This window comes from uncultured Massilia sp., assembly GCF_913773735.1.
Classification (GTDB): domain Bacteria; phylum Pseudomonadota; class Gammaproteobacteria; order Burkholderiales; family Burkholderiaceae_D; genus Telluria.
On sequence record NZ_CAJYEB010000010.1, the window covers coordinates 250,592 to 275,915 of the forward strand.

Consider the following 25,324-nt stretch of genomic DNA (forward strand, 5'->3'; position numbering starts at 1 on the left):
TGCAATATTTCACTGGCCATCTTGTTCGCTGATCCGGGAGATTCCGATGCCTGTCGTGCTGCGCGCGCTGTTCCTGGTACTGCTGTGCTGCGGGGCGGCCCGCGCGCAGACGACGGTCGACTCGTTCACCCCGGACGGCGAAGTGCGCGAGGTGAGGCAGGCGGTCGCGCGCTTCTCGGCGCCGATGGTGGCGTTCGGCGACTTGCGTGCCCCCGCGCCGTTCGCCGTCGACTGCCCGGTGGCGGGCAGCGGGCGCTGGATCGACGAGCGCAGCTGGAGCTACGACTTCGAGCGCGACCTGCCGGGCGCCGCCTCCTGCCGCTTCACGCTGGCGCCCGACGCGCGCGACCTGGCCGGCCGGCCGCTCGCGGGCCGGCGCGCGTTCGCCGTGCGCACCGGCGGCCCGGCCGTGCTGGAATCGCTGCCGGGCGAGGGCGCCGGCGGCATCGACGAGCAGCAGGTGTTCCTGCTGGCGCTGTCGGCCCCGGCCAGCGACGAGAGCATCCTGGCGCACGCCTGGTGCCGCGCCGACGGCATCAACGAAAAGATCGGCGTGCGCGTCGTCACCGGCGACACGCGCCTGCAACTGCTGCTGCGCAACCGCTGGTTCGCCGGCCAGGCCGTCGATCCCGATCCCGATCACGAGCGCGGCGCGGACAAGGACCGGGCCTGGAACGCATCCGAGGCGCACGTGCGCGCCGCCGAGCGGGCCGGGCGGCTGCGCCGGCTGGTGGCGCTGCAGTGCAAGCGCACCCTGCCGGCGGCCACCGAGGTCGCGCTGGTCTGGGGCGCCGGCGTGGCCGCGCCGAACGGCGTGGCGACCAGCCAGGAACAGGCGCTCGGCTTCAAGACCCGCGCCGACTTCACGGCCCGCTTCAATTGCGAGCGCGTCAGCGCGCGCTCCCAGTGCATCCCGTTCCAGCCCATGCGCGTCGACTTCAGCGCGCCGGTCAAGGCCGCGGACGCGGCCCGGGTCTACCTGGAGGGGCCCGGCGGCAAGCGCTGGCCGGCGGCGCCCGGCCGCGACGGCCGCGACCGGCAGGACGGCCTGGTGGACAGCGTCAGCCTGCCGGGACCGTTCCCGGAACAGGCGCGCTTCACGTTGCACCTGCCGGCCGGGCTGCGCGACGATGCCGGCCGCGCGCTCGTCAACGCCGGCCGCTTCCCGCTGGCCGTGCGCACGGCCGAGCAGCCTCCCTTGATCAAGTTCGCGGCGCCGTTCGGCATCGTCGAGGCCAGCGGCGAGCGCCTGCTGCCGGTCACCGTGCGCAACGTCGAGGCCAAGCTGGCCGTAGGGTTGGCCAATGAGCAACACGGTGGCGGCGCCACCTTGCGCCTGGGCGCGGCGCGCGCGGCCGACGTGCTGGCCTGGATGCGCAAGGTGGCCGGGCCGGGCGGCGGCTTGACCCCGGACCAGCCGTCCGGCAAGCAGCTGGAGACCTCGATCTTCGCCGGCGTCAAGGACAGCGCGCTACAGCGCTTCGACCTGCCCAGGCCGCGCGGGCGGCGCGCCTTCGAGGTGATCGGCATTCCGCTGCGCCAGCCGGGCTTCTATGCCGTCGAGCTGCGCAGCGCGCGCCTGGGCGCGGCCATCAATCCGAAGGGCCGCGTGGCCTATGTGCGCAGCGCCGCCCTGGTCACCAACATGACCGCCCACTTCAAGCACGGCGCGCAATCCTCGCTGGTGTGGGTGACCTCGCTCGACAAGGGCGCGCCGGTGGCCGGCGCGCGCGTCGACGTGCGCGACTGCGCCGCCCGGCTGCTGTGGAGCGGCACCAGCGACGCCGCGGGCGTGGCCCACATCCGCAAGGCGCTGGCGCCGGCGCGCTGCAAGACCGGCAACAGCTACTTCATCGCCGCCAGCCGCGGCGACGACTTCACCTTCACGCTGTCGGACTGGCAGCAGGGCATCGAAGCCTGGCGCTTCCACCTGCCGACCGGCGCGCGCGACGAGGACAGCCGCCTGGTCGCCACCGTGTTCGACCGCACGCTGCTGCGCGCCGGCGAGACGGTGCACATGAAGCACTTCCTGCGCCGCCGCACCCAGGGCGGTTTCGCGCTGGTGCGCGCGAGCGAGCCCGCGCCGAAGTCGGTGCAGGACTGGCGCGCCCAGGAACTCGGCCCGGACAAGTCGGCGCTGCCGGCGCGCGGCTTCCTGGTCCACCAGGGCAGCGGCGAGAAGACCGAGTTCCCGATCGAATGGGACGCCAACGGCAGCGCCACCGGCGAATGGGCAATCCCGGCCGAGGCAAAACTGGGCGCCTACGACGTGCTGGTCGGCGGCCAGGTGGCCGGGCAGTTCCGCGTCGAGCAGTTCCGCGTGCCGACCATGAAGGCGGTGCTGGCCGGGCCGAAGCAGCCGGCGGTGGCCCCGGCGGCGGTGGCGCTGGACGCCCAGGTCAGCTACCTGGCCGGCGGGCCGGCCGGGCAGGCGCCCGTCAAGCTGCGCAGCGTGGTGCAGGACACCAGCGTGCAGTTCCCCGGCTACGAGGATTTCTCGCTGGGCAGCGGCGACGTGCGCGAGGGCGTGGTGCGCCGGGAAGAGAGCGGCGAGGAGATGGACGAGGAGGGCGGCGAGGAAGACGGCGCCGGCGGCCAGGACGTGGCGCGCACGCAGTCGCTGCAGCTGGACCGCGCCGGCGGCGCGCGCATCGTGGTCGACGGCCTGGCGCCGGTCGAGCGGCCGAAGAGCCTGCTGGCCGAGCTGTCCTACCAGGACGCCAATGGCGAGACGCTGACCGCCTCCACGCGCGTGCCGCTGTGGCCGGCGCAGTACGTGCTGGGCATCAAGCCGGACGGCTGGCTGCTGCGGCGCGACGCCATGAAGTTCCAGGTGGTGGTGCTGGACGTGGGCGGCAAGCCGGTGGCGAACGTGCCGGTGGCGGTCGACTTCCTCAAGCGCCATACCTATTCGCACCGGCGCCGCATGGTGGGCGGCTTCTACGCCTACGAGAACAGCAGCGAGATCAAGCGCCTGGGCGAAGCCTGCGGCGGCGTCACCGATGCGCGCGGCCTGCTGCTGTGCGAGGTGCGCGCGCCCGAGGACGGCGACCTGATCCTGCGCGCCCGCGCCGCCGACCCGCAGCGGCGCGCGGCCGCGGCCAACCGCGAGGTCTGGGTCGCGGGCGCGGACGAACAGTGGTTCGCCGGCGCCGACCACGACCGCATCGACCTGCTGCCCGAGCACAAGCGCTACGAGCCGGGCCAGCAGGCGCGCTTCCAGGTGCGCAGCCCGTTCCGGCGCGCGACCGTGCTGGTGACGGTGGAGCGCGAGGGCATCCTCGACACCTATGTGCGCCGGCTGTCCGGCACCGACCAGCAGATCGCGATCCCCGTCAAGGACAGCTACGCGCCGAACGTGTTCGTGTCGGCCCTGGTGGTGCGCGGGCGCGTGGCCGGCGTGCAGCCGACCGCGCTGGTCGACCTCGGCAAGCCGGCCTACAAGCTCGGCATCGCGCCGATCCGCGTCGGCTGGGGCGCGCACGAGCTGAAGGTCGAGGTGGCGGCCGACAAGCCGGCGTACAAGGTGCGCGAGCGCGCCCGGGTGACGGTGCGCGTGCGCGCGCCCGGCGGCGGGCGGCCGGCGGCGGGCACCGAGGTGGCGCTGGCCGCCGTCGACGCCGGCCTGCTGGAACTGATGCCCAACGAGAGCTGGAACCTGCTCGACACGATGATGCGCGAACGCAGCCTGCAGGTGGAGACGGCGACGGCGCAGATGCAGGTGGTGGGCAAGCGCCACTACGGCCGCAAGGCCTTCCCGCACGGCGGCGGCGGCGGGCGCGCGGCGGGGCGCGAGCTGTTCGACACGCTGCTGCTGTGGAAGGGCAGGGTGGCGCTGGATGCGAACGGCGAGGCGCGGGTCGAGGTGCCGCTGAACGATGCGCTGACGTCGTTCCGCATCGTCGCCGTGGCCAGCGGCGGGGCCGGCCTGTTCGGCACCGGTGCCACCGAGATCCGCAGCACGCAGGACCTGATGCTGGTGTCCGGCCTGCCGCCGCTGGTGCGCGAAGGCGACCGCCTGCGCGCCGGCTTCACCGTGCGCAACGCGTCCGACCGGCCGCTGCAGGTGCGCCTGCAAGCCGGGATGGGCACGAGCGACGCCACGCTGCGCGCGCTGGCGCCGCAGGACGTGTCCCTGGCCCCGGCCGAGGCGCGCGAGATCGGCTGGGACGTCCAGGTGCCGGCCGGCGCGGCGGCGCTACGCTGGGACGTGCGCGCCGACGTCGACGGCGATGCCGCCGCGTCCGACCGCATCCGCTTGAACCAGCAGGTCGGCGCGGCCGTGCCGGTGCGCACGCTGCAGGCGACGCTGGTGCAGCTCGACGGCGCCACGGTGCTGCCGGTCGAGCGCCCCGCCGACGCGCTGCCGGGACGCGGCGGCGTGCGCACCACCCTGCAGGCGCGGCTGGGCGCGGACCTGCCCGGCGTGCGCGACTACATGGCGGCCTATCCCTATACCTGCTTCGAGCAGCGCACCTCGCGCGCGGTGGCGCTGGGCGACGGCGCCATGTGGGACACCGTCGCCGCCACGCTGCCGGCCCACCTGGACGGCGACGGCCTGGTCAAGTACTTCGCGCCGATGGACCAGGGCAGCGACGTGCTCACGGCCTACGTGCTGTCGCTGACCGCCGACGCCGGCTTCGCCATCCCCGACGACCTGAAGACGCGCATGCAGGCCGGCCTCGCGGCCTTCGTCGAGGGCCGCATCGTGCGCGGCAATGCGCGCGCCAGCGGCGAACTGGCGGTGCGCAAGCTGGCGGCGCTGGAAGCGCTGTCGCGCGCCGGCCTGGTGCGGCCCGGCATGCTCGACACGCTGGCGGTGCAGCCGAACCTGTGGCCCACGTCGGCCTTGATCGACTGGTACCTCGTGCTGCGCCGCACGCCCGACCTGGCGCAGCGCGACACCCACCTGGCGCAGGCGGCGCAGGTGCTGCGCGCGCGCCTGAACCTGCAGGGCACGACGCTCGGCTTTTCCACCGAGCGCGGCGACGCCTGGTGGTGGCTGATGACGTCCGGCGACACCAACGCCAACCGGCTGCTGCTGGCCGTGCTCGACGATCCGGCCTGGCGCCAGGACGCTGGCCGGCTGGCGCGCGGCGCGCTGGGCCGCCAGCGCCGCGGCCACTGGGACACGACCACCGCGAATGCCTGGGGCACGGTGGCGCTCAAGCGCTTTTCCGAGACCTTCGAGCGCGCGCCGGTGACGGGCGACACCAGCGTGGTGCTGGCCGGCGCCGCCGGCAAGCCGCTGGCCTGGACCGGCACGATCCCGGCCGACAAGCCGGCCGTCGTGCTGCAGGCTTGGCCGGAGGGGCGCGCCAGCCTGACGCTGCGCCAGCTCGGCGGCGGCAAGCCATGGGCGACGATCCAGAGCCTGGCGGCCGTGCCGCTGGCGGCGCCGCTGTCCTCGGGCTACCGCATCGTGCGCACCGTGACCCCGGTCGAGCGCAAGGACAAGGGAACATGGAGCCGCGGCGACGTCTACCGCGTGCGCCTGGACATCGATGCCCAGGCCGACATGAGCTGGGTCGTGGTCGACGACCCGATCCCCGCCGGCGCCAGCGTGCTCGGCTCGGGCCTGGGCCGCGATTCGCAGATCGCCACCGCGGGCGAGCGCCGCGGCGGGTGGGTGTGGCCGGCCTACGAGGAGCGCACGCACGCCGGTTTCCGTTCCTACTTCGAATGGGTGCCCAAGGGCCGCTTCAGCGTCGAGTACACGGTGCGCCTGAACAATGCCGGCGCCTTCTCGCTGCCACCGACGCGCGTGGAGGCCATGTACAGCCCCGAGATGTTCGGCGAGCTGCCGAACGCCGGCGTCGCGGTGCGCCAGTGAAGGGCATCGCGGCGGCGCTGCTGGCGGCGTGCGTGTCGGTCGCGGCGGGCGCCGCGGTGCCGACGCCGCAGGAGGTGAGGGCGGCCTGGCGCGCGTCCGACGCGCGCCTGCTCGACCGCCACGGCGTGCTGCTGGACACGGTGCGCATCGACATGGCGGCGCGGCGCCAGGCCTGGGTGGCGCTGGACGACATCTCGCCGGCGCTGGGCCGCGCCGTGCTGCAGGCCGAGGACCAGCGCTTCATGGAGCACGGCGGCATCGACCTGCGCGCGGCCGGCAAGGCCGCCTGGGACAACCTGTTCGACCGGGCCGGCCGCGAACGCGTGCGCGGCGCCTCGACCATCACCATGCAGCTGGCCGGCATGCTCGACCCGAAGCTGGCGCCCCGTTCGGCCGGCCGCAGCTGGGGCGCCAAGTGGGACCAGGCGCTGGCCGCGCGCGAACTGGAAGCCGGCTGGACCAAGCGCCAGATCCTCGAGGCCTACCTGAACCTGGCCAGCTTCCGCGGCGAGCTGCAGGGCATCGGCGCGGGATCGCGCGGCCTGTTCGGCAAGGCGCCGTCCGGGCTGGACGCGGGCGAGGCGGCGATCCTGGCCAGCCTGCTGCGCGCGCCCGGCGCCCCGGGCGCGCAACTGGCGCGCCGCGCCTGCGCGCTGGCGCGCGAGATCGACGCGCGCGCCGACTGCGCCGCGATCGAATGGCAGACGCTGGCGGCGCTGGCGCGCAGCAATCCGCCGGCCGCGGTGGCGCCGCTGGCGCGCCGCCTGGCCCGCGAGGCCGGCGCGGCCGTGCGCACCACGCTGGACGCCGACGTGCAGCGGGTGGCGGCCGGCGCGCTGCGGCGCCACCTGGCCCAGCTGGCCGGGCGCAACGTCGGCGATGGCGCCGTGGTCGTGCTGGACAATGCCAGCGGCGAGATCCTGGCGTACGTGGCGAATGCCGGCGCCGGCGAAGTGGACGGCGCGACGGCGCTGCGCCAGGCCGGCTCCACCCTGAAGCCCTTCCTGTACGAGCTGGCGCTGGAACGCGGCCAGCTGACCGCCGCCTCGTTGCTGGACGACACGCCGGTCGGCATCCCCGTCGCGGGCGGCCTGTACGTGCCGCAGAACTACGACCACCAGTACCGCGACGCCGCCAGCGTGCGCACCAGCCTGGCCGGCTCGCTCAACGTCCCGGCCGTGCGCACGCTGGTGCTGGTGGGGCAGGAGCGCTTTCACGAGCGCCTGCGCCTGCTGGGCATCTCCAGCCTGACCGAGGCGCCGGAATTCTACGGCTGGTCGCTGGCGCTGGGGTCGGGCGACGTCAGCCTGCTGGAACTGGCCAATGCCTACCGCACGCTGGCCAACGGCGGCCTGCAGGGCCCCGTCACGGTGGCGCCCGGCGGCGCGGCGCGCGCTGCGGTGGGCACCACCCGCGTGCTCGACGCGCGCGCCAGCTTCATCGTGTCCGACATCCTGTCCGACCGCGCCGCGCGCAGCGTGACCTTCGGCCTGCGCAACGAGCTGGCCACCGGCTACTGGAGCGCGGTCAAGACCGGCACCAGCAAGGACATGCGCGACAACTGGTGCCTGGGCTATTCGGACCGCTACACGGTCGGCGTCTGGGTCGGCAATTTCGACGGCCGCTCGATGTGGGACGTGTCCGGCGTCGCGGGCGCGGCGCCGGTATGGCGCGACGTGATGGACTGGCTGCACCGCGACCGCCCGGGCCGCGCGCCCGCGCCGCCGCCAGGCGTGGTGCGCCAGGAGGTGGCGTACGCGCCCGCCGTCGAGCCGCGCCGCGCCGAATGGTTCGTGCGCGGCACCGAAACGGCCGTCGTCGAGATGCTGGAGGCGGCGCGGCGCACGCCGAAGATCGTCTACCCGGCCGACGGCAGCCTGGTCGCGCTCGACCCGGACATCCCGGCGCCGCTGCAGCGCCTGCGCTTCCGTGCCCAGGCCGGCAAGGGACTGCAGTGGGAACTCGACGGCCAGGCGTACGGCCCGGCCGATGGCGACGCCGGCTGGCAGCCGGTGCCCGGCCGCCACGAACTGAAGCTGGTGGATGCCGGCGGGCGGGTGCTGTCCGCCGCCGGCTTCGAGGTGCGCGGCGCGCAGCCCGCGCCTCAGGCGCCGGCGGTGTCGACGCGCTCGACCAGCACCGGCGGCTCGTCCGGCGAAGCGTCCGGCGGCGGCACGAACAGCGGCGAATCGGAGCGGTAGGGCACGCGCCCGGCCGGCACGTGGATGGCGGCCGGATCGAGGTGCAGGTCCTGGTCGTCGAAGAACAGGTGGGCGCGGAAGGCCTTGACCACCTTCGACTTGGGCACGCCGCCCAGGAAGAAGATCTCGTTCACGTACACGCCCCAGTGGCGCAAGGTGTTAATTACCCGCATCTCGGCCGGCGCGCTGCGCGCGGTGACGATGGCGATGCGCAGCGGCGAGGCGTCCGCGCCGAACGGCAGCCGCTCCTGCAGGCGCGCCAGCTTGCGCAGCAGGATCGCGTAGGGGCCGTCGTTCATCGGTTCGTTGCGCTTCTCGTCCTCGACGGTGTGGAAGCGGTCCAGTCCCTCGGTCTTGTAGACCAGTTCGCTGGCATCGTCGAACAGCACGGCGTCGCCGTCGAAGGCGATGCGCACCTGGTCTTCCGGCGGCGCCTCGGCCGCGTGCGGCGGCGGCTTGAGCACCGCCGCGGCGCAGGCCTGGGCGTCGATCACGCGCTGGGCGTCGTCGACGTTGGTGGTCAGGAACAGGTCGACGGCGAAGGCGTCGAGGTAGTCGACCACCGACTCGCCGCCGGTGAAGGCATGGCGCGCGATCGGCAGCCCGCGCGAGCGGATGTTGTTGAACACGCGCATGCCGGTCTCCGGGCTGTTGCGCGACATGACGACCACCTCGACCAGCGGCTTGCCGTCCGCCCCCGCGTGGCGGTTCAGGCCGAGCAGGGCGCGCACCAGCGCCATGCCGGTGCCGTCGCGCAGCGGCTCGTTCTCGCGCTCGAGCATGTAGGCGCGGTATTCGTCCAGCCCGCTGCGCGGATTGCGGGCATGCCTGGCCTTGCCGGTCTTGTAGACGGCGTCGGCCTCGGCCAGGTCGAACAGGGCGGTGGCGGAAATGCCGACCACGAGGGTATCGGAGGGATCGAAGGGCATGGCGGTCCGGAGCGGTTGGTTGGGGGCGTCACGGCCGAGTTTACCGGACGCACGGCCAGCCTAGCGTATTCCTTTTAGGAAAACTCCGTACGGGCAAGCGACGCGGCGTTTGAGCCCGAGCAAGACGTATCGCCGCGGGGGCGTGGTTTTGCGGATTTTTCTTGATAATGATTCTCATTTACAAAGCGCGAACGATGCGCTACAGTGGTTGTTCCGACAGCCACCCGATCCCTGCCATGACCATTTCCGATTCCGCCTGCCGCTGCATCGTCCTGGCCGCCACCGGCGCCGGCAAGGTGACCACCTGCGCCGCGTGCGGCACGGTCCACGTCGCGATGGCGCAGATGTCCCTGCGCCTGACGCGCGCGACGTTCCAGGACCTGGCCGCGCTGGTGGGGCCCGCCGCGCTGGCCGTGGCCAGCGACGGCGCCATCGTGTCACACCGTGACGACCACGCCGGGCGCCTCCCGGACCGCGCGCTGCACTGAGGAGCCGACCATGTGCGACCACGCCCGTTCTCCCTCCGCCCGCCACGACGACGCCTGCGGCTCGCGCCGCCGCCGCCTGTGGGAACTGCCGACCAACTGCCACTGCCCGATCATCGGCGTGTGCCTGCCGCTGGCGCTGCTGCGCAAGCTGGTGGGCAAGGCCGCGGCGACGCCGGTGCAGGGCGACGACTACGACCTGCACGTCTGGTCCGTGCACGAATGCGGCAACCGCAGCCGCATGGCCGACCTGCTGCAGCGCACGCTGGACGAGCGCTTCGCCGGCGTGATCCGCCAGTTCAAGGGCGCGCGCGACGGCGACGCGCTGCTGGCGCTGTGGCGCCGCGCGATGGACAGCGGCGACACGGCCGGCGCCTTCTGGGCCGCGCTCAGCCACCCGCGCTGCGACGCCTGGATGACCGAGTCGATCGTGCGCGACATGCACATGATCCAGCACCAGGCCGGCGCCAGCGTGCGCGTCGACATCGGCCGCTTCGCCGAGCTGCAGCGCCAGAACGCGCTGCTGGCGGCGGAACTCGAGCAGACCCGCGACAAGGCCGCGCGCGCCGCCGAGGCGCGCGCGAAGGACGCCGCGCGCACGACCGAGCAGGCGGCGCAGCTGCGCGCCGAACTGGCCCAGCGCGACACCGCGATCGAGGCGCTGCGGCGCCAGCGCGACGCGCTGGAAGCCGCGCTGCCCGACATGCGCGACCGCGAGCGCCTGCTGCGCCGGGTCGAGGAACTGGAAGCGCGCGAACGGGCGCTGGCCGACAGGCTGGCGCAGCTGCGCCAGCGCGCGGCGCGCGCACGCCAGGAAGCGGCGGCCCACCCGCCGCCGCCGCCCGCACCGGCGGCGCCGCGCACCCCCGTGGTGGTGCCGATCGCGCTGGCCGACAAGACGGTGCTGTGCGTGGGCGGGCGCAGCGCCAACGTGCCGAACTACCGCGAACTGCTGGAAAAGGAGGGCGCCCGCTTCATGCACCACGACGGCGGCATCGAGCAGGCCAGCGAACTGCTGGACACGAGCCTGGCCGCGGCCGACCTGGTGATCTGCCAGACCGGCTGCATCAGCCACCAGGCCTACTGGCGCGTGAAGGACTTCTGCAAGCGCACCGGCAAGCGCTGCCTGTTCGTCGACAACCCGAGCACGTCGAGCCTCTCGTCCTGCCTGCGCAAGGTGGCCGAGGCGGCGCCGGCGCTGGACTGAACGGGGCCGGCGCCGTTCACGTCCCGGCGCCGAAATACGCGGTGGCCGCGTCCACGAACGCCTCGCGCAGGCGCGAGCGGTCGTCGCGCCGCCACGCCAGCGCGATCTCCAGTTCCAGGTGTTCCATGCGGTCCTCGAGCTCCCGGTAGATCACGCCGGGGTGCGCGATGTTGACGATCTGCGACGGCAGCAGCGCGATGCCCACGCCCGCCGCGATCAGGCTCACCATCGTCGGCATCTGCCAGGCGCTCATGCCCAGGCGCGGGCTGAAGCCCGCGGCCTGGCAGGCCATCAGGGTCTTGGCGTGCAGGCTGAACACGCGGTCGGCGGGGAACATCATGAAGGTCTCGCCGGCCAGGCTGGCCAGCGGAATCGCCGGCAGGGCCGCGAGCGGATGCGCGCGCGGCAGCACGGCGATCATCCGCTCGCGCTTGATCACGCGCATTTCCAGGTCGTTGGCGCCGCCCAGCGGCAGGCGCACGATGCCCAGGTCGATCCGGCGCGCCTTCAGGTCCTCGATCTGTTCGACCGACGTCGCCTCGCGCAGGTCGAACGCCACGTCCGCATGGTGCTTGCGGAACTGCGTCAGCAGTTCCGGCAGCAGCCCGTAGCTGACCGATCCCACGAATCCCAGCACGATCGTTCCCATCAGCCCCGCCGCGGCCTGGCGCGTGTGCGCGACCGCCTGCGCCTGCTGGTCTTCCAGGCGCCGGGCCTCCTTGAGGAACACGCGGCCGGCGTCGGTCAGGGCGATGGTCCGGTTCGCGCGGTCGAACAGCGCCACGCCGATGTGCTCTTCCAGCCGCTGGATCGCCTGGCTCAACGGCGGCTGCGACATGTGCAGGCGCAGCGCCGCGCGGCCGAAGTGCAGTTCCTCGGCGACGGCGATGAATTGCGCGAGCAGGCGGGACGAGATCATTGATATGATATTTCATATGAAAAACAACATAAATCATATTGTCCCATATATCGCTTACTCTCTAGAATTTACCTTACAAAAGTTTCATAAAATTATTAAGGAGATACCATGCAAATGCTTGAGCGCTGGCTCCAGCGCATCGAGGCCGTGTGCCAATGGATTGCCGGGCTGCTGATCCTGGCCATCATGCTGATCGTGTTCGCGGACGTGATCGGCCGCTACCTCTTCAACAGCCCGCTGCGCTGGGCCTACGACCTGATCAACCTGTACCTGATGGCGGGCCTGTTCTTCCTGTCGCTGTCGTTCGCCCATGCGGCGCAGGCGCACGTCGGCGTGGACATCGTCGTGCAGAAGCTGTCCGACACGGGCCGCCGCTACGCCGAATGCCTGGCCTGCCTGGTCGCGCTGCCGCTGTTCGGCCTGATCTGCCGCGCCGGCGCCGGCCGCGCCTGGACCAACTGGGAAAACGGCGACGCCATGTCGGGCCTGATCGCCTGGCCGACCTGGGTCGGCGCCGCGCTGATGGCGCTGGGCAGCGGCGTGCTGGTGCTGCGCCTGGCGCTGCGCCTGGTGGGCAACCTCGCCAGCCTGGCGACCGGCACCGACGTCGTCGCGCCGCCGGCGGCGCACGGCCACGCCGGGGGGGAGTGAGCATGACGTCCGCACTCGTTCTCGTCCTGATGTTCGTGCTGCTGGCGCTCGGCGTGCCGGTCGGCTTCACGATGGCCGCCGCCGGCGCCATCGGCCTGTTCGCGCTGGGCGGCCTCGACATGCTGCTGGGCGTGCTGCAGACGGCGCCGCTGTCCACCGTCAGCGCCTACGAGCTGGTGACGGTGCCGATGTTCCTGCTGATGGCGGAATTCGTCATGGCCAGCGGCATCGCCGACGACCTGTTCCGCGCCGCCGCGGCCTGGATCGGCCACATCCGCGGGGGCCTGGGCATGGCGACGGCGCTGACCGGCGCCGGCTTCGGCGCCATGTGCGGCACCAGCACGGCGTCCGCGGCGGCGTTGTCCGCCACCAGCCTGCCGGCGATGCTCAAGCAGGGCTACGAGCCGAAGATGGCGGCCGGCGTGGTCGCCATCTCGGGCACGCTGTCGATGCTGATCCCGCCGGCGGTGGCGCTGGTGATCTTCGGCCTGCTGGCCGAGGTGAACATCGGCAAGCTGCTGGTGGCGGGCCTGATCCCGGCCTTCCTGGTCATGCTGACCATCATGGCGACGGTGTACCTGCTGGCCGTGTTCGACCCGCAATCGGCGCCGGCCAGCGCCCGCGTGGGCCTGCGCGAACGCTTCCATCGCCTGCGCGTGATCTGGCCGATGCTGGCGCTGATGCTGGTGGTGACCGGCGTGATCTACACCGGCGTGGCCACGCCCACCGAGGCCTCGGCGATCGGCGCGTTCGGCGCCTTCCTGCTCAGCGTCTGGAAGCGCGGCTTCAAGCCGGCCGTGATCCGCCAGGCCGCGCTGCGCGCCGCCGTCAGCTCCTGCATGATCGCCACCATCATCATGGGCGCACAGATCTTCGGCTACTTCTTCGCCATGACCCACGTCACCCAGGACATCGTGCTGTGGGTCGGCGCCCTGGACACCTCGCGCTGGGTGATCATCGTCTGCATCCTGCTGATGTACATCGTGCTGGGCGCCTTCATGGACCAGATCGCGATCCTGGTGCTGACCGTGCCCGTCGTCATCCCGGTCATCGTCTCGCTCGGCTTCGACCCGATCTGGTTCGGCGTCGTCAAGATCGTCACGGCCGAAGTGGGGATGATCACGCCGCCGGTGGGCCTGAACTGCTTCATCGTCGCGCGCTACGCCAACCGGCCGATCGGCGAAGTCTTCCAGGGCATCTGGCCGCACTTCGGCGCCCACATCCTGATCATCGCGGTGTTCCTGCTCTTCCCGCAACTGACGCTGTGGCTGCCCTCGCTGATGAAATGACACCGACAACGATACGCTACCAGGAGACCGACATGCATCCTCGACACACCACCATCGCCGCGCGCCGCAGGGGCGCCATGCTCGCCGCCGCCACCGTCGCCGCCATGATGGCGGCCGCGCCGGCCATGGCGCAGGACGTCACGCTGCGCGTGGCCGACAGCCTGCCCAGCGGCCACATCATCCACCAGATCGCCACCAAGCCCTTCCTGGACGCGGTGGCGCGCATGTCGCAGGGGAGAATCAAGCTGCAGCACTTCCCGGGAGAGCAGCTGGGCAAGGCCAAGGACCTCCTGATGCTGACGCAGGCGGGCGTGGCCGACATCGGCTACATCGGCCCGTCCTACCAGTCGGACAAGATGCCGCTGTCGTCCGCGCTGGAGCTGCCGGGCATGATCGCCGACGACTGCCAGGGCGCGCGCGCGCTGTGGGCGCTGACGCACGACGGCGGCTACCTGGAGAAGAACGAGTTCGCGCCGAACCGCGTCGTGCCGCTGCTGACGATGGTCCTGCCGCCGTACCAGATCCTGCTGGCCAGCGGCAAGAAGGTCGCCACGCTGAAGGACCTGTCCGGCCTGAAGGTGCGCTCGGCCGGCGGCGCGATGGACTTCATGGTCAAGAGCCTGGACATGGTCCCGGTGCGCATGACGCCGCCCGAAGTCTACGAAAGCCTGAGCCGCGGCACCGTCGACGGCGCCATCTTCCCGTACCAGAGCGCGAACTCCTACGGCTTCGCCAACAAGATCAAGACCGGCACCTACAAGGAAAACTTCGGCACCGTGGTGCTGACCTATTCGATCGGCGCGATGAAGTGGCAGCAGCTGCCGCAGGCGACGCGCGCGATCCTCATGAAGGCCGGCCAGGAAGTCTCGCTGTCGGCCTGCACCCGCTTCAAGACGGCCGAGAGCGAGGCGTTCAAGAAGACCACGGCCCTGGGCATGAAACCGCTGGAACTGGGCGCCGCCGACGACCAGGCCTTGTCCGCCATCTTCGCGCGCGTCGCGACCGACTGGGCCGCGAGCCTGGACCGCCGCGGCAAGCCGGGCACGCCGACGCTGAACGCGGTGCGCCAGGCCCTGTCCAGCGCCAAATGACGAGGACCATGCAAGCATCATGAGCGCCAACACTTCTTCCGGGCCGCTGGCCGGCGTGCGCATCGTCGATCTGACGACCGTGCTGATGGGGCCCTACGCCACCCAGATCCTGGGCGACATGGGCGCCGACGTCATCAAGGTGGAGTCGCCCGGCGGCGACGCCTTCCGCTACGCCGGGCCGGCACGCCACAAGGGCATGGGCGCGCTGTTCCTGCACGTGAACCGCAACAAGCGCAGCGTGGTGCTCGACCTCAAGACCGCGCCGGGACGCGCCGCGCTCCTGCGCCTGTGCGCCACGGCCGACGTCGTCGCCTACAACGTGCGGCCGCAGGCGATGGAGCGGCTCGGCCTCGGCTACGCGGACGTGCGCGCGGTCAACCCGAACATCATCTATGCCGGCATGTTCGGCTTCGGGCGCGACGGCGCCTATGCGAAGGACCCGGCCTACGACGACCTGATCCAGGGCCTGTCGGGCTTCCCCGCCATGCTCGGCCGCTCGACCGGCAATGCGCCGGCCTACGTGCCCGCCAACATCTGCGACCGCACGGTGGGCCTGTACGCGGTGGGCGTCATCAGCGCCGCCCTGTACCACCGCGAGCGCAGCGGGCAGGGGCAGGAGATCGACATCCCGATGTTCGAGACCATGGCCCAGTTCATGGCGGGCGACAACCTGTACGGCGAGACCTTCGTGCCCGCCATCGGCGGCACCGGCTATGCGCGCCTGATGGCGCCGGAGCGCCGGCCGTTCGCCACCAGCGACGGTTACCTGTGCGTGCTGCCCTACACGGACCGCCAGTGGCAGGCGTTCTTCGCGCTGGCGGGCCTCGGCGGCGAGCTGGCCGCCGATCCGCGCTTCGCCACGATGGCGGGCCGCACCGCCCACATCGGCGAGTTGTACGGGATCGTCGCGCGCGCGCTCGCCGGCGGCACCACCGCCGACTGGCTGGCGCGCCTGAAGGCGGCCGACATCCCCGTCGCGCGCATGCACACGATCGAATCGCTGCTGGAAGACGAGCACCTGGCGGCCAACGATTTCTTCAAGCAGGTGGAGCATCCCAGCGAAGGGACGATCCGCATGATGGACATCCCGAGCCGCTGGTCGGGCACGGCGCCCGACGTGCGCCGCCTGGCGCCGCAGCTGGGCGAGCACAGCGCCGAGGTGCTGGCCGAAGCCGGCTACAGCGCGGACGAGATCGGCCGCTTGTTCGACCAGCGCATCTCGGCGCCGCCGGCCGTGGCGAGGGCCGCATGAAAGGCCAAGGACGGATGCCGGCCGCCGTCAGGCTGGTGGAAGTCGGCCCGCGCGACGGCCTGCAGGCCGAGAAGACGCCGGTCCCCACCGCGGTCAAGGTCGCGCTGATCGAGCGGCTCGGCGACACGGGCCTGACCACCATCGAAGCCACCAGCTTCGTCTCGCCGCGCGCGGTGCCGCAGATGGCCGACCACGCCGACGTGATGCGCCTGCTGCGGCGCCGGGCGGACGTCGCCTATCCGGTGCTGGTGCCGAACCTGAAGGGCTGGGAACAGGCGCGCCAGGCCGGCGTGAGCGAGATCGCGGTCTTCATCTCGGCCTCGGAAGCCTTTTCGCGCGCGAACCTGAACTGCACGATCGCCGCGAGCCTGGAGCGCGTGGCGGCGGTCGCCGCGGCGGCGCTGGCGCAGGGCGTGCGGGTGCGCGGCTACATCTCGTGCGTGCTGGGCTGCCCGTTCGAGGGCCACGTCGCGCCCTCGGTCGTGGCGCGGCTGGCGCGCGCGCTGGCCGACCTGGGCTGTTACGAAATCTCGCTGGGCGACACCATCGGCACCGGCACACCCGGCGCCACGCGCGACATGGTCGAGCTGGTGGCGGGCGAGGTCGGCATCGGCCGGCTGGCCGGCCATTTCCACGATACCTATGGCCAGGCGCTGGCGAACATCCACGCGGCGCTGCAGGCCGGCATGACGGTGTTCGACGCCTCGGTGGCGGGCCTGGGCGGCTGCCCGTACGCGCCCGGCGCCACCGGCAACGTGGCGACCGAGGACGTCGTCTACATGCTGCACGGGATGGGCATCGCCACCGGCGTCGACCTGGACAAGCTGCGCGCCGTCGGCGACGACATCTCGCGCCACCTGGGGCGGCCGTCGCAGTCGCGGGTGGCGCGGGCGCTGGCGGCGAGGAGGGCGGCATGAGCGCCCGGGCCCACGCGGCCACCGGTGGCGCGACGCGCGCGGACGGAGCGCCCTCGGCCTGCCGCGCGATCCGGTACGCGAAGTTCTTCATGTCCGGCGGCATTCCCGATCTCGCTGCAGCGGCGTCGCGGCGGGTGACGTCGCCGGCCGGCGTGGTGATCCCCCGGGAGGCAGTGCGATAGACCGTTGCGGTCAAGCTGCCCGGCGCGTGCGACGGCGCCGCGCGTGATGCATCGCGGGCTGGCGGCGAAGCCAGGGCATGCGCGGGAGGGATGTGGGAGGGACAACTTGCGGTGCGCGGCGGCGCCAGAACAAAAAAGGCGTCACGATCGCTCGTCACGCCTTCATTTGCTGCTGCTGTATTCTGGTAGGCCGTGCTGGGCTCGAACCAGCGACCAACGGATTAAAAGTCCGCTGCTCTACCAACTGAGCTAACGACCCGAAGAAGCAAGATTATAGGAGGGATCGCGAGCGCTGTCAAACGCTCATCAGGATCACTTCAGCGCCGCCAGGCGATCCTTGGCCGTCTGGCCGGCCGCGCTGTCCGGGAATTTCTTCAGCAGCGCCTGCAGGGTCTTCTTGGCGTTCTTGGCGTCCTTCATTTCCGTGTAGCTGCTGGCGATGTTGAGCATCGCGTCCGGGGCCTTGGCGCTGGTGCCGTAGTTGGCGACGACGGCTTCCTGGGCGGCGATCGCGTTCTTGTAGTCGCGCTGGGCGTAGTAGGCGTTGCCGAGCCAGTACTGGGCGTTGGCGGCGTAGGCCGATTCCGGGTACTGGCGCACGAAGCCCTGCAAGGCGCTGGCGGCACCCTTGTAGTCGCCGCCCTTGAACAGTTCCATGGCGGCGTCGTAGGCGCTCTTTTCGCTCGGCAGCACTTGCGCGGCCTGGCCGTCGATCACTTCCTGGCGCGGCTCGAGCTTGCGCATGCGGGCGTCGAGGTCGGCGTACAGGTCTTTCTGGTTCTTCTGCGAGACGGCGATCTGGTTGGCCAGCACCTCGATCTGGCCGCGCAGGCGGGCGATTTCCTGCATCGTCTGCTCGTGCTGGTTCAGCATGTCCAGCGTGGCGCTCTTGTCCGCCTTGGTGTCGATGCGGGCGTTGACGTCGCGTGCCAGGGCTTCGACCTTGGCGCGCAGGTCGAGGATCGCGCGGCGGGCTTCGTCGTCGTCGAGCAGGCCGGCGTTCGCGTGCAGGGGGAACCAGGCGGCCAGCGCGAGGGCGGCGGCGGCAAGGCGGAGCTGTGGCAGTTTGATCATCATTGACTCTTTCTAAAACCGGTAAATCCAGATGGAAACGGGGCGGGATGCAGTCTGCACTGCATCCCGCCCCGCTGTCAATCAAGCGTCGAGCGACGCCGGCGACAGCGCCAGATTATTGGTAGACGATGTCGGCGCGGCGGTTTTCAGCCCAGGCGGCTTCGTCGTGGCCGGTTGCCTTCGGCTTTTCCTTGCCCAGCGAAACGGCTTCCAGCTGGCTGTCCGACACGCCCAGGGCGGTCATCGACTTGCGCACGGCTTCGGCGCGCTTCTGGCCCAGGGCCAGGTTGTACTCGGTGCCGCCGCGTTCGTCGGTGTTGCCCTGGATCAGGACCTTGCGGCCGGTGTTCTTGGTCAGGTAGGCCGAGTGGTTCTCGACGACCGGCTTGCCGTCGGCACGGACGACGTAGCTGTCGAAGTCGAAGTACACGCTGCGGTTCGCCAGGACGCCTTTCGGGTCGTTCAGCGGATCGACGGTGCCGGTCTCGACCGGACGGATGTCACGGCTGGTGTCGGCCGGCGGCGGGGTCTGGGCGACCGGCGGCTGCTCGACCACCGGGGCTTCTTGCAGTTTGGGCGACGAGCAGGCCGACAGGACGGCCGCGACCGACGCGATGAGGGCTACACTTTTCAGATTGCGCATGGGTTTTTCTCCTGGTCAAAAAATTTTTACTTCATAAACGGGCCCCAGCTGGGCTCCCGAATGTTCCCCGCCTGGGTGCTCAAGCGTTGCTTGATGCGCCCGTCGACCGACACCACGGCCAGCGCGGTACGGCCGCCGCCCCTGGTTGCATACATGATGTATTTGCCGTTCGGCGAAAAACTCGGTTCGGTGGCCCCTTCGGCCAAGCGCTGTTCCTGGCCGCTGGCCAGGTCCATCGCATACAGGGAAAAACCCCCTTCGCGTTGCGAAATCCACGCCAGCGTCTTGCCGTCCGGGGATACTCGAGGGCTGATGTTGTAGTTGCCATTGAACGTGACGCGGGTGGCCTGGCCACCGTTCACGCCCATCTTGTAGATCTGCGGACCGCCGCTGCGGTCGCTGGTGAAATAGACGCTCTGGCCGTCGGCCGAGAAGCGCGGTTCGGTATCGATGCCGTTGCTGGTGGTCAGGCGGCGCATGCCGCTGCCGTCCGCGTTCACGATGAACACCTGGGTATTGCCGGTGCGCGACAGCGCCAGCGCCAGCTTGGTGCCGTCCGGCGACCAGGCCGGCGCCGAGTTGTTGCCCTTTTCGTTGGCCACGATCGTGCGCTGGCCGGTGACCAGGTTCTGCACGTAGATCACGGGCTTGCGCAGCTCGAACGAGACGTAGGCCACCTTGGTGCCGTCCGGCGACCACGACGGCGAGATGATCGGTTCCTTGCCGTGCGCCGCCACCTGTTCGCCGAAGCCGTCGGCGTCCGACACGACCAGCTTGTAGTCGCGCGGACCGTCCTGGCGCACGTAGGTGACGCGGGTCGAGAAGATGCCGCGCACGCCGGTGAGCTTTTCGTAGACGTCGTCGGCGATGCGGTGCGCCTCGAGACGCGTGTTGCGCGCGCTGACGGCGTCGGCCAGCTGCGAGATCTGGGCCTGCTTGACGGTGTCGAGCAGCTTGTAGCGGACCTGGAAGCGGCCGTCCGGCATCTTCTGCACCGAGCCCACGACGAGGGCGTCGGCGCCGCTGGCCTTGAACGCGGCCAGGTCGACGCTGGCGCTGTCCGAGATCGGCTGGCGCGCGTCGATGACCTTGAACACGCCGCTGCGTTCGAGGTCGGCGCGGATGATGGCGGACACCTGTTCCGGCGCCACCGATTCGTCGGCGAAGGCCGCGACGGCGACCGGGATCTGGTTGCTGCCCACGCCGGCGATCTCGACGCGCAGCTGGGCATGTGCAGCCACGCCCATCAGCAGGGTGGCGGAAAACAGCAGGGTATGTAGTTTCTTCATAAATGTCTCAACGCTATGGTTTGGCTCGGGACGCGATCACTGCAGATCCTTCATATGGAAGTCGATCACGAGGGAACGCTCTACCGTACCATCTTTCTTCTTTGGCAGTGGGGACGATTTGGTGATGCCTTTTTCCACCGCGTCGTCGAACGCCGGGATGCCGCTGCTCTTGATCTTGCGGACCGAAATGATCTCGCCGGTAGGCAACTGCTCGACGCGGAACGAGGCCGTCGGATTGCCCGGCTCGTCGGTGCTGCCCGGGTACGAGGTATTGCCCTTGACCTTGGCCGTGATGGCGGCGACATAGCCCTTGTCGCGGCCCGGCGCGCTCGACTGGGCGGCCGTGCCGTTGCTGCTGGTGCCGGTGCCGGCGGCCGCGGCCATCATGCGTTTCATTTCGTCGGCGCGCGCGGCCTCGCGTTTCTTCTGGTCCGCCGCTTCCTGCTTCTTCTTCTCGGCCTCGGCCTTTTTCTTCTTCTCGGCGTCCTCTTTCTTCTTCTGCTCGGCTTCCTTCTTCTCGGCGTCCTCGCGCGCCTTCTTCTCGGCCAGTTCCTTTTCCTTCTTCTCGGCCAGCGCTTTCTCTTTCTTCTCGGCGAGCTCGCGTTCCTTCTTCGCCTCGAGCTCCTTCGCTTTCCTGTCTTCCGCGCGCTTCTGCTCGGCCAGCTCGCGCTCGCGTTCCTGGCGCGCCTCTTCCTTGCGCTTCAGTTCTTCCTGGCGCTTCTTCTCGCGTTCGAGGGCGATGTCGGGCTGCTTGGGCGGGGCCGGGCGTTCGACCGGCGGCGGCGGTTCCACGGCGCGCGGGGCCGGCGCCGGTGCCGGCGGCGTCTCGGGTTCCGGCTCCGGTTCCGGTTCGGGTTGCGGCGGCGGGGGCGGCGGGGCGGCGACCTGGGTCTGGACGTCCCAGATCTCGGCCTCGACGGCGACCGGCGTATTGTTTTGCCAGCTCACGCCGATCATGAGGAAGGCCAGCAGCAGGGCGTGCACGCCCACCGCCAGGCCGATCGCGGGCCAGCGGTTCGGTTCGGGCGGGACCCGGTAATGCGGGCCGTCCGTGTCGGTGCGGTGGGGCTTCGTTGCTGCCATCGGTTCAGTTCATCGTCACTTGGTGGCCAGGCCGACGCGCGTGATGCCCATCTTCTTGGCTTCCGAGATCAGCTGGATCACGTCGTCGTACTTGCTGTCGCGGTCGCCCGAGATCAGGACCGGATAGTCCGGATGCTCGGCGTGGATCGCGGCCAGGCGCTGCACCAGCGCGGCGCGGTTCGACACGTCCTCGAGGCCCTGCGGCGTCTTGCCGTTGACGCCGATCGCCAGCTGGCCCTTGTCCTTGACGGCGATGGTGATGTAGTCGTCCGGCGGCTGGGTCGAGCGCTCGGCGCTCGGCAGCTTGATCTCGCTGGGGTTCTGGGCCGGCGGCGTCACCATGAAGATGATGAGCAGCACCAGCATCACGTCGATGTACGGCACGACGTTGATGTCGGCTTTGAGCTTGCGGCGCGTGCTGCGCATGCTGCTGTTGAAGGCCATGGCAATGCTCCCGGGCGGCGGTCAGCGCGACTGGCGCTGCAGGATGTTCGAGAATTCCTCGACGAAGCTCTCGAAGCGGATCGCGAGGCGGTCGATGTCGTGCGTGAAGCGGTTGTACGCCACCACCGCCGGGATCGCCGCGAACAGGCCGATCGCGGTCGCGATCAGCGCTTCGGCGATGCCGGGCGCGACGGCGGCCAGCGTGGCCTGCTGCACGTTGGCCAGGCCGCGGAAGGCGTTCATGATGCCCCAGACCGTGCCCAGCAGGCCGATGTAGGGCGAGACCGAGCCGACCGAGGCCAGGAAGTTCAGGTGCGTGTCGAGGTGGTCCAGTTCGCGCTGGAAGGCGGCGCGCATGGCGCGGCGGGCGCCGTCCAGCACGGCGCTGCCGTCGAGAGCGTCGCGCGCGGCCTGCTTGCCCTTGATGAACTCGCCCATGCCGGCCTCGAAGATGCGCGCCAGCGGACCGCTCTGGTCGCGCTGGCTGCTGGCGCTCTGGTGCAGCGTGTGCAGGTTGCCGCCGGCCCAGAAGCTGCGCTCGAACTGCTCGGTCAGGCGGCGCGCGGCGCGGATCGCGAACAGCTTGCGGAAGATGTAGGTCCAGCTGGTGAGCGAGAGGGCGAACAGCAGTGCCATGATCAGCTGCACCAGTACGTGCGCGTTGCGGATCAGTTCAATGAAGGAGAGGTCTTGGGCTGCGCTCATCGTTGTGGTCGTAGGGATGGATGGATTCAGGCGGCACGCATTTTAGCAGCGGCAAGGTCGGGCAGGGGGCGGGGACGCATGGTCGCCGCGTCCACGCAGCCGACCTTCACGTCCGCGCTCGCCAGCAGCGTGTCGCCACGCCAGGCCTGCTGGACGAACTGGACCGACGCGCGGCCCAGCTTCCCGATGGCCAGCGTCAGCCGGACCTCGTCGTCCAGGCGCGCCGACGCCACGTAGTCGACGGACGCGCTGCGCACCACGAAGGCCACGCGTTCGTTCGCGAGCAGGTCCTGCTGGTGAATGCCGAGCGAACGCAGCCATTCGGTGCGCGCGCGTTCGAAGAACTTCAGGTAGTTGGCGTAATACACGATGCCGCCGGCGTCCGTATCTTCGTAATAGACCCGGACGGTCCAGGTGAAAACTGAAGGCATTTCAGCTGCCGTGATTAAGAATGAAAGACATTTTACGCCATTTCACTCATCCATATGTACGCTGAAACACATATACATTGGTATGAGCCGGTTAAGTCATGGCGAAGCGATCAAACAATCGAAAGATTTATCTAACGATTACTTGTGCTAAGTCAGCAACTCTATCATTTTTCCACATGGCCCGACGGAGCTGTTACAAATCGAAAACAATTGTTTGCGCGCCGCTCCCGTCGCGCTGCCGGCTCAGCCGCGCTTGACGTTGAACGGCGAGAAGCCCTGGCAGGTCGGCATCAGCTCGATCAGGTTGACGTTGACGTGCGCGGGCAGCGTGGCGATCCAGTAGGCGGTCTCGGCGATGTCCTCCGGGGTCAGCGGCTGGGTGCCCTCGTAGACCTTGGCGGCCGCGGCGTCGTCGCCCTTCAGGCGCACGTTGGAGAACTCGGTGCCGCCGCACAGGCCCGGCGCGATGTTGGTGGCGCGCACGCCGGTGCCCACCAGGTCGGCGCGCAGGTTCAGCGTGAACTGCTCGACGAAGGCCTTGGTGGCGCCGTACACGTTGCCGCCCGGGTAGGGGTAGTGGCCGGCCACCGAGCCGAGGTTGATGATCAGGCCGCTGCCGCGCTCGACCATGGCGGGCAGCAGCGCATGGGTCATCGTCACCAGGCCCTTGACGTTGGTGTCGATCATGGTTTCCCAGTCGGCCAGCGGCACTTCGTGCGCGGGCCTGGTGTTCAGCGCCAGGCCGGCATTGTTCACCAGCACGTCGATCTGGCGCCAGGATTGCGGCAGCATCGACAGCGCTTCCTCGATCGAGTCCTTGTCGGTCACGTCCATCGCGATCGGCAGCGCGGATTCGCCCAGCTCCCTGGCCAGCGCGTCCAGGCGCTCCTTGCGGCGCGCCGCCAGCACTACCTGGTGGCCGTTCTTGACGAAGGTGCGCGCCATCGCGGCGCCGAAGCCGGCCGATGCGCCGGTGATGAAAACGATCATGGTGGGAATCCAGGGCAAGGAGTTGAACCCGTGGATTGTAGCCGAAATTGATAGCCGAAATTGATCGTCGAAACTGATCGCCAGTGCGCCATGCCCGGCGCCGGTCGCGGCGCCTTGCCAGGGCGTCATCGGTTTCCTTGCCTGCCGGCCGCGTCATCCCTTACAATCGGGAGTTCCTTATCATCCCGCGTAACTGGCGAAAACCGCGCACCGGCGCCCGCTTCCCAAGCGACCGGCCGGCGTGCGGCGAAGGTGGACATCCACCGGGGAACGCGGGGTGTCTTATGCCGTTCGCCTGGGCAGCCATCGATGGGTACGCGTTCATGCGATGCATGAGGAGGCGCCCCGGCTGGCCCGTTGCCGCCGGTCCCGCCCCGTTCAGCGCTGCCCGTCGCCTGGTTCTCTTATCGATTGGAGTTTTTCATGTTTGCAAAAGATCACACGCTCGCCAAGGTTGACCCGGAACTGTGGGATGCCATCCAGAAGGAAAACAAGCGCCAGCAGGACCACATCGAGCTGATCGCATCCGAGAACTACACCTCGCCGGCCGTGATGCAGGCCCAGGGCTCGCAACTGACCAACAAGTACGCCGAAGGCTATCCGGGCAAGCGCTACTACGGCGGCTGCGAATACGTCGACGTCGCCGAGCAGCTGGCGATCGACCGCGTCAAGGAACTGTTCGGCGCCGAAGCCGCCAACGTGCAGCCGAACTCGGGCTCGCAGGCGAACCAGGGCGTGTTCTTCGCCATGCTCAAGCCGGGCGACACCATCATGGGCATGTCGCTGGCCGAAGGCGGCCACCTGACCCACGGCATGGCCCTGAACATGTCGGGCAAGTGGTTCAACGTGATCTCCTACGGCCTGACCGAGCAGGAAGACATCGACTACGAAGCCATGGAACGCCTGGCGCGCGAGCACAAGCCGAAGCTGATCATCGCCGGCGCCTCCGCCTTTGCCCTGCGCATCGACTTCGAGCGCTTCGCCCGCGTGGCCAAGGAAGTCGGCGCGTACTTCATGGTCGACATGGCCCACTACGCCGGCCTGATCGCCGCCGGCGAATACCCGAACCCGGTGCCGTACGCCGACTTCGTCACCTCGACCACCCACAAGTCGCTGCGCGGCCCGCGCGGCGGCATCATCCTGATGAAGGCCGAGCACGAGAAGGCCATCAACTCGGCGATCTTCCCGGGCATCCAGGGCGGTCCGCTGATGCACGTGATCGCCGGCAAGGCCGTCGCGTTCAAGGAAGCCCTGTCGCCGGAATTCAAGGCCTACCAGCAGCAGGTGGTCAAGAACGCCAAGGCCCTGGCCGACGCCCTGATCGCGCGCGGCCTGCGCATCGTGTCGGGTCGTACCGAGTCCCACGTCATGCTGGTCGACCTGCGTTCGAAGGGCCTGACCGGCAAGGAGGCGGAAGCCATCCTGGGCCAGGCACACATGACCTGCAACAAGAACGGCATCCCGAACGACCCGCAGAAACCGTTCGTGACCTCGGGCATCCGCCTCGGCAGCCCGGCCTTCACGACCCGCGGCTTCAAGGAAGAGGACGCGACCACGGTGGGCAACCTGATCGCCGACGTGCTGGACAACCCGCACGACGCCGCGACCATCGAGCGCGTGAAGGCCGAAGTCAAGAAACTGACCGACAAATATCCGGTCTACGAAGCGTAAGCTTCTGCGTTAAGCTATACGGCGAGGCGCCCGCGGGC

General features: G+C 70.0%; 21 protein-coding genes, 1 tRNA gene and 1 riboswitch. Of the genes, 11 read left to right on the plus strand and 11 right to left on the minus strand.

Annotation, left to right across the window (positions count from 1 at the left end):
• Window positions 1-46: 46 nt before the first annotated feature.
• Together QZ749_RS04510 and pbpC are read left to right on the plus strand one after the other, a co-directional pair.
• A complete protein-coding gene (locus QZ749_RS04510; RefSeq protein ID WP_296943720.1) occupies window positions 47-5,833 on the plus strand; it encodes an MG2 domain-containing protein in 5,787 nt (1,928 codons plus the stop codon).
• Window positions 5,830-8,034 carry a penicillin-binding protein 1C gene (pbpC, locus tag QZ749_RS04515; protein ID WP_296943723.1) on the plus strand — a complete coding sequence of 735 codons (2,205 nt, stop codon included), beginning with the start codon at window positions 5,830-5,832 and terminating at the stop codon, window positions 8,032-8,034. Before QZ749_RS04510 ends, pbpC begins: the two co-directional genes overlap by 4 nt.
• On the opposite strand, the gene QZ749_RS04520 is transcribed toward pbpC, so the two are convergent.
• Complete coding sequence (locus tag QZ749_RS04520; protein ID WP_296943726.1) at window positions 7,938-8,963, minus strand: 5'-nucleotidase; 1,026 nt, start codon at window positions 8,961-8,963, stop codon at window positions 7,938-7,940. The two genes, pbpC and QZ749_RS04520, sit on opposite strands and share 97 nt — an antisense overlap.
• A 236-nt stretch (window positions 8,964-9,199) precedes the next feature.
• Here QZ749_RS04520 and QZ749_RS04525 point away from each other — a divergent pair, with 236 nt between their 5' ends.
• Window positions 9,200-9,451 (plus strand): hypothetical protein, encoded by a 252-nt coding sequence (locus QZ749_RS04525; protein WP_296943729.1) that lies wholly within the window; start codon window positions 9,200-9,202, stop codon window positions 9,449-9,451.
• 10 nt (window positions 9,452-9,461) lie between these two features.
• Window positions 9,462-10,655: a DUF2325 domain-containing protein gene (locus tag QZ749_RS04530; protein WP_296943731.1), complete on the plus strand. Its 1,194-nt coding sequence runs from the start codon at window positions 9,462-9,464 to the stop codon at window positions 10,653-10,655.
• Between the two features lie 16 nt (window positions 10,656-10,671).
• Here QZ749_RS04530 and QZ749_RS04535 read toward each other — a convergent pair whose 3' ends face one another.
• Window positions 10,672-11,574, minus strand: a complete 903-nt coding sequence (locus QZ749_RS04535; RefSeq protein WP_296943733.1) for a LysR substrate-binding domain-containing protein — start codon at window positions 11,572-11,574, stop codon at window positions 10,672-10,674.
• A 108-nt stretch (window positions 11,575-11,682) separates the two neighbouring features.
• Between QZ749_RS04535 and QZ749_RS04540 the strand changes: the two genes are divergently transcribed.
• The 6 genes from QZ749_RS04540 to QZ749_RS04565 are packed head-to-tail and all read left to right on the plus strand — an operon-like array spanning window position 11,683 to window position 16,956.
• The gene (locus QZ749_RS04540) at window positions 11,683-12,225 is read left to right on the plus strand and encodes a TRAP transporter small permease (protein WP_296943735.1); all 543 of its coding nucleotides are present in this window, start codon (window positions 11,683-11,685) and stop codon (window positions 12,223-12,225) included.
• Between the two features lie 2 nt (window positions 12,226-12,227).
• Window positions 12,228-13,514 carry a TRAP transporter large permease gene (locus tag QZ749_RS04545; protein WP_296943738.1) on the plus strand — a complete coding sequence of 429 codons (1,287 nt, stop codon included), beginning with the start codon at window positions 12,228-12,230 and terminating at the stop codon, window positions 13,512-13,514.
• A gap of 32 nt (window positions 13,515-13,546) precedes the next feature.
• Window positions 13,547-14,605, plus strand: a complete 1,059-nt coding sequence (dctP, locus tag QZ749_RS04550) for a TRAP transporter substrate-binding protein DctP (protein WP_296943740.1) — start codon at window positions 13,547-13,549, stop codon at window positions 14,603-14,605.
• A gap of 19 nt (window positions 14,606-14,624) precedes the next feature.
• Entirely contained in the window at window positions 14,625-15,857 is a 1,233-nt protein-coding gene (locus tag QZ749_RS04555; protein ID WP_296943743.1) for a CaiB/BaiF CoA-transferase family protein, read from the plus strand.
• A complete protein-coding gene (locus QZ749_RS04560; RefSeq protein ID WP_296943746.1) occupies window positions 15,854-16,774 on the plus strand; it encodes a hydroxymethylglutaryl-CoA lyase in 921 nt (306 codons plus the stop codon). Before QZ749_RS04555 ends, QZ749_RS04560 begins: the two co-directional genes overlap by 4 nt.
• Window positions 16,771-16,956 carry a hypothetical protein gene (locus QZ749_RS04565; protein WP_296943749.1) on the plus strand — a complete coding sequence of 62 codons (186 nt, stop codon included), beginning with the start codon at window positions 16,771-16,773 and terminating at the stop codon, window positions 16,954-16,956. Before QZ749_RS04560 ends, QZ749_RS04565 begins: the two co-directional genes overlap by 4 nt.
• Before the next feature lie 183 nt (window positions 16,957-17,139).
• Here the strand turns inward: QZ749_RS04565 and QZ749_RS04570 are convergent.
• The 9 genes from QZ749_RS04570 to QZ749_RS04610 all read right to left on the minus strand — a co-directional run bounded on the left by QZ749_RS04570 (window position 17,140) and on the right by QZ749_RS04610 (window position 23,615).
• Window positions 17,140-17,215, minus strand: a tRNA-Lys gene (locus QZ749_RS04570).
• A gap of 53 nt (window positions 17,216-17,268) precedes the next feature.
• Window positions 17,269-18,030: a tol-pal system protein YbgF gene (gene ybgF / locus QZ749_RS04575; RefSeq protein ID WP_296943867.1), complete on the minus strand. Its 762-nt coding sequence runs from the start codon at window positions 18,028-18,030 to the stop codon at window positions 17,269-17,271.
• 115 nt (window positions 18,031-18,145) lie between these two features.
• Window positions 18,146-18,673 carry a peptidoglycan-associated lipoprotein Pal gene (gene pal, locus QZ749_RS04580; RefSeq protein WP_296943751.1) on the minus strand — a complete coding sequence of 176 codons (528 nt, stop codon included), beginning with the start codon at window positions 18,671-18,673 and terminating at the stop codon, window positions 18,146-18,148.
• 26 nt (window positions 18,674-18,699) lie between these two features.
• Entirely contained in the window at window positions 18,700-19,962 is a 1,263-nt protein-coding gene (tolB, locus tag QZ749_RS04585) for a Tol-Pal system beta propeller repeat protein TolB (protein WP_296943754.1), read from the minus strand.
• Window positions 19,963-19,998: 36 nt separating this feature from the next.
• Window positions 19,999-21,045 (minus strand): cell envelope integrity protein TolA, encoded by a 1,047-nt coding sequence (gene tolA, locus QZ749_RS04590; protein WP_296943756.1) that lies wholly within the window; start codon window positions 21,043-21,045, stop codon window positions 19,999-20,001.
• A 15-nt stretch (window positions 21,046-21,060) separates the two neighbouring features.
• Window positions 21,061-21,489, minus strand: a complete 429-nt coding sequence (locus QZ749_RS04595; protein ID WP_296943759.1) for an ExbD/TolR family protein — start codon at window positions 21,487-21,489, stop codon at window positions 21,061-21,063.
• 21 nt (window positions 21,490-21,510) lie between these two features.
• Window positions 21,511-22,194, minus strand: coding sequence for a protein TolQ (tolQ, locus tag QZ749_RS04600; protein WP_296943760.1), 684 nt, complete (start codon window positions 22,192-22,194; stop codon window positions 21,511-21,513).
• A gap of 26 nt (window positions 22,195-22,220) precedes the next feature.
• Window positions 22,221-22,625, minus strand: coding sequence for a tol-pal system-associated acyl-CoA thioesterase (gene ybgC / locus QZ749_RS04605; protein WP_296943762.1), 405 nt, complete (start codon window positions 22,623-22,625; stop codon window positions 22,221-22,223).
• A 243-nt stretch (window positions 22,626-22,868) separates the two neighbouring features.
• Complete coding sequence (locus tag QZ749_RS04610) at window positions 22,869-23,615, minus strand: SDR family oxidoreductase (protein WP_296943764.1); 747 nt, start codon at window positions 23,613-23,615, stop codon at window positions 22,869-22,871.
• Window positions 23,616-23,794: 179 nt separating this feature from the next.
• Window positions 23,795-23,923: riboswitch (ZMP/ZTP riboswitch) on the plus strand.
• Between the two features lie 115 nt (window positions 23,924-24,038).
• Here QZ749_RS04610 and glyA point away from each other — a divergent pair.
• The gene (gene glyA, locus QZ749_RS04615) at window positions 24,039-25,286 is read left to right on the plus strand and encodes a serine hydroxymethyltransferase (protein WP_296943766.1); all 1,248 of its coding nucleotides are present in this window, start codon (window positions 24,039-24,041) and stop codon (window positions 25,284-25,286) included.
• Window positions 25,287-25,324: the final 38 nt, after the last annotated feature.

Excerpts from the sequence above, each read along its gene's own strand:
- glyA (WP_296943766.1), top strand. The coding sequence starts at position 24,039 with ATGTTTGCAAAAGATCACACGCTCGCCAAGGTTGACCCGGAACTGTGG.
- tolQ (WP_296943760.1), bottom strand. The coding sequence starts at position 22,194 with ATGAGCGCAGCCCAAGACCTCTCCTTCATTGAACTGATCCGCAACGCG.
- ybgF (WP_296943867.1), bottom strand. The coding sequence starts at position 18,030 with ATGATCAAACTGCCACAGCTCCGCCTTGCCGCCGCCGCCCTCGCGCTG.
- QZ749_RS04525 (WP_296943729.1), top strand. The coding sequence starts at position 9,200 with ATGACCATTTCCGATTCCGCCTGCCGCTGCATCGTCCTGGCCGCCACC.
- tolB (WP_296943754.1), bottom strand. The coding sequence starts at position 19,962 with ATGAAGAAACTACATACCCTGCTGTTTTCCGCCACCCTGCTGATGGGC.
- pal (WP_296943751.1), bottom strand. The coding sequence starts at position 18,673 with ATGCGCAATCTGAAAAGTGTAGCCCTCATCGCGTCGGTCGCGGCCGTC.
- QZ749_RS04535 (WP_296943733.1), bottom strand. The coding sequence starts at position 11,574 with ATGATCTCGTCCCGCCTGCTCGCGCAATTCATCGCCGTCGCCGAGGAA.
- QZ749_RS04595 (WP_296943759.1), bottom strand. The coding sequence starts at position 21,489 with ATGGCCTTCAACAGCAGCATGCGCAGCACGCGCCGCAAGCTCAAAGCC.
- tolA (WP_296943756.1), bottom strand. The coding sequence starts at position 21,045 with ATGGCAGCAACGAAGCCCCACCGCACCGACACGGACGGCCCGCATTAC.
- QZ749_RS04565 (WP_296943749.1), top strand. The coding sequence starts at position 16,771 with ATGAGCGCCCGGGCCCACGCGGCCACCGGTGGCGCGACGCGCGCGGAC.
- dctP (WP_296943740.1), top strand. The coding sequence starts at position 13,547 with ATGCATCCTCGACACACCACCATCGCCGCGCGCCGCAGGGGCGCCATG.
- ybgC (WP_296943762.1), bottom strand. The coding sequence starts at position 22,625 with ATGCCTTCAGTTTTCACCTGGACCGTCCGGGTCTATTACGAAGATACG.
- QZ749_RS04545 (WP_296943738.1), top strand. The coding sequence starts at position 12,228 with ATGACGTCCGCACTCGTTCTCGTCCTGATGTTCGTGCTGCTGGCGCTC.
- QZ749_RS04560 (WP_296943746.1), top strand. The coding sequence starts at position 15,854 with ATGAAAGGCCAAGGACGGATGCCGGCCGCCGTCAGGCTGGTGGAAGTC.
- QZ749_RS04540 (WP_296943735.1), top strand. The coding sequence starts at position 11,683 with ATGCAAATGCTTGAGCGCTGGCTCCAGCGCATCGAGGCCGTGTGCCAA.
- QZ749_RS04555 (WP_296943743.1), top strand. The coding sequence starts at position 14,625 with ATGAGCGCCAACACTTCTTCCGGGCCGCTGGCCGGCGTGCGCATCGTC.
- QZ749_RS04510 (WP_296943720.1), top strand. The coding sequence starts at position 47 with ATGCCTGTCGTGCTGCGCGCGCTGTTCCTGGTACTGCTGTGCTGCGGG.
- QZ749_RS04530 (WP_296943731.1), top strand. The coding sequence starts at position 9,462 with ATGTGCGACCACGCCCGTTCTCCCTCCGCCCGCCACGACGACGCCTGC.
- QZ749_RS04520 (WP_296943726.1), bottom strand. The coding sequence starts at position 8,963 with ATGCCCTTCGATCCCTCCGATACCCTCGTGGTCGGCATTTCCGCCACC.
- QZ749_RS04610 (WP_296943764.1), bottom strand. The coding sequence starts at position 23,615 with ATGATCGTTTTCATCACCGGCGCATCGGCCGGCTTCGGCGCCGCGATG.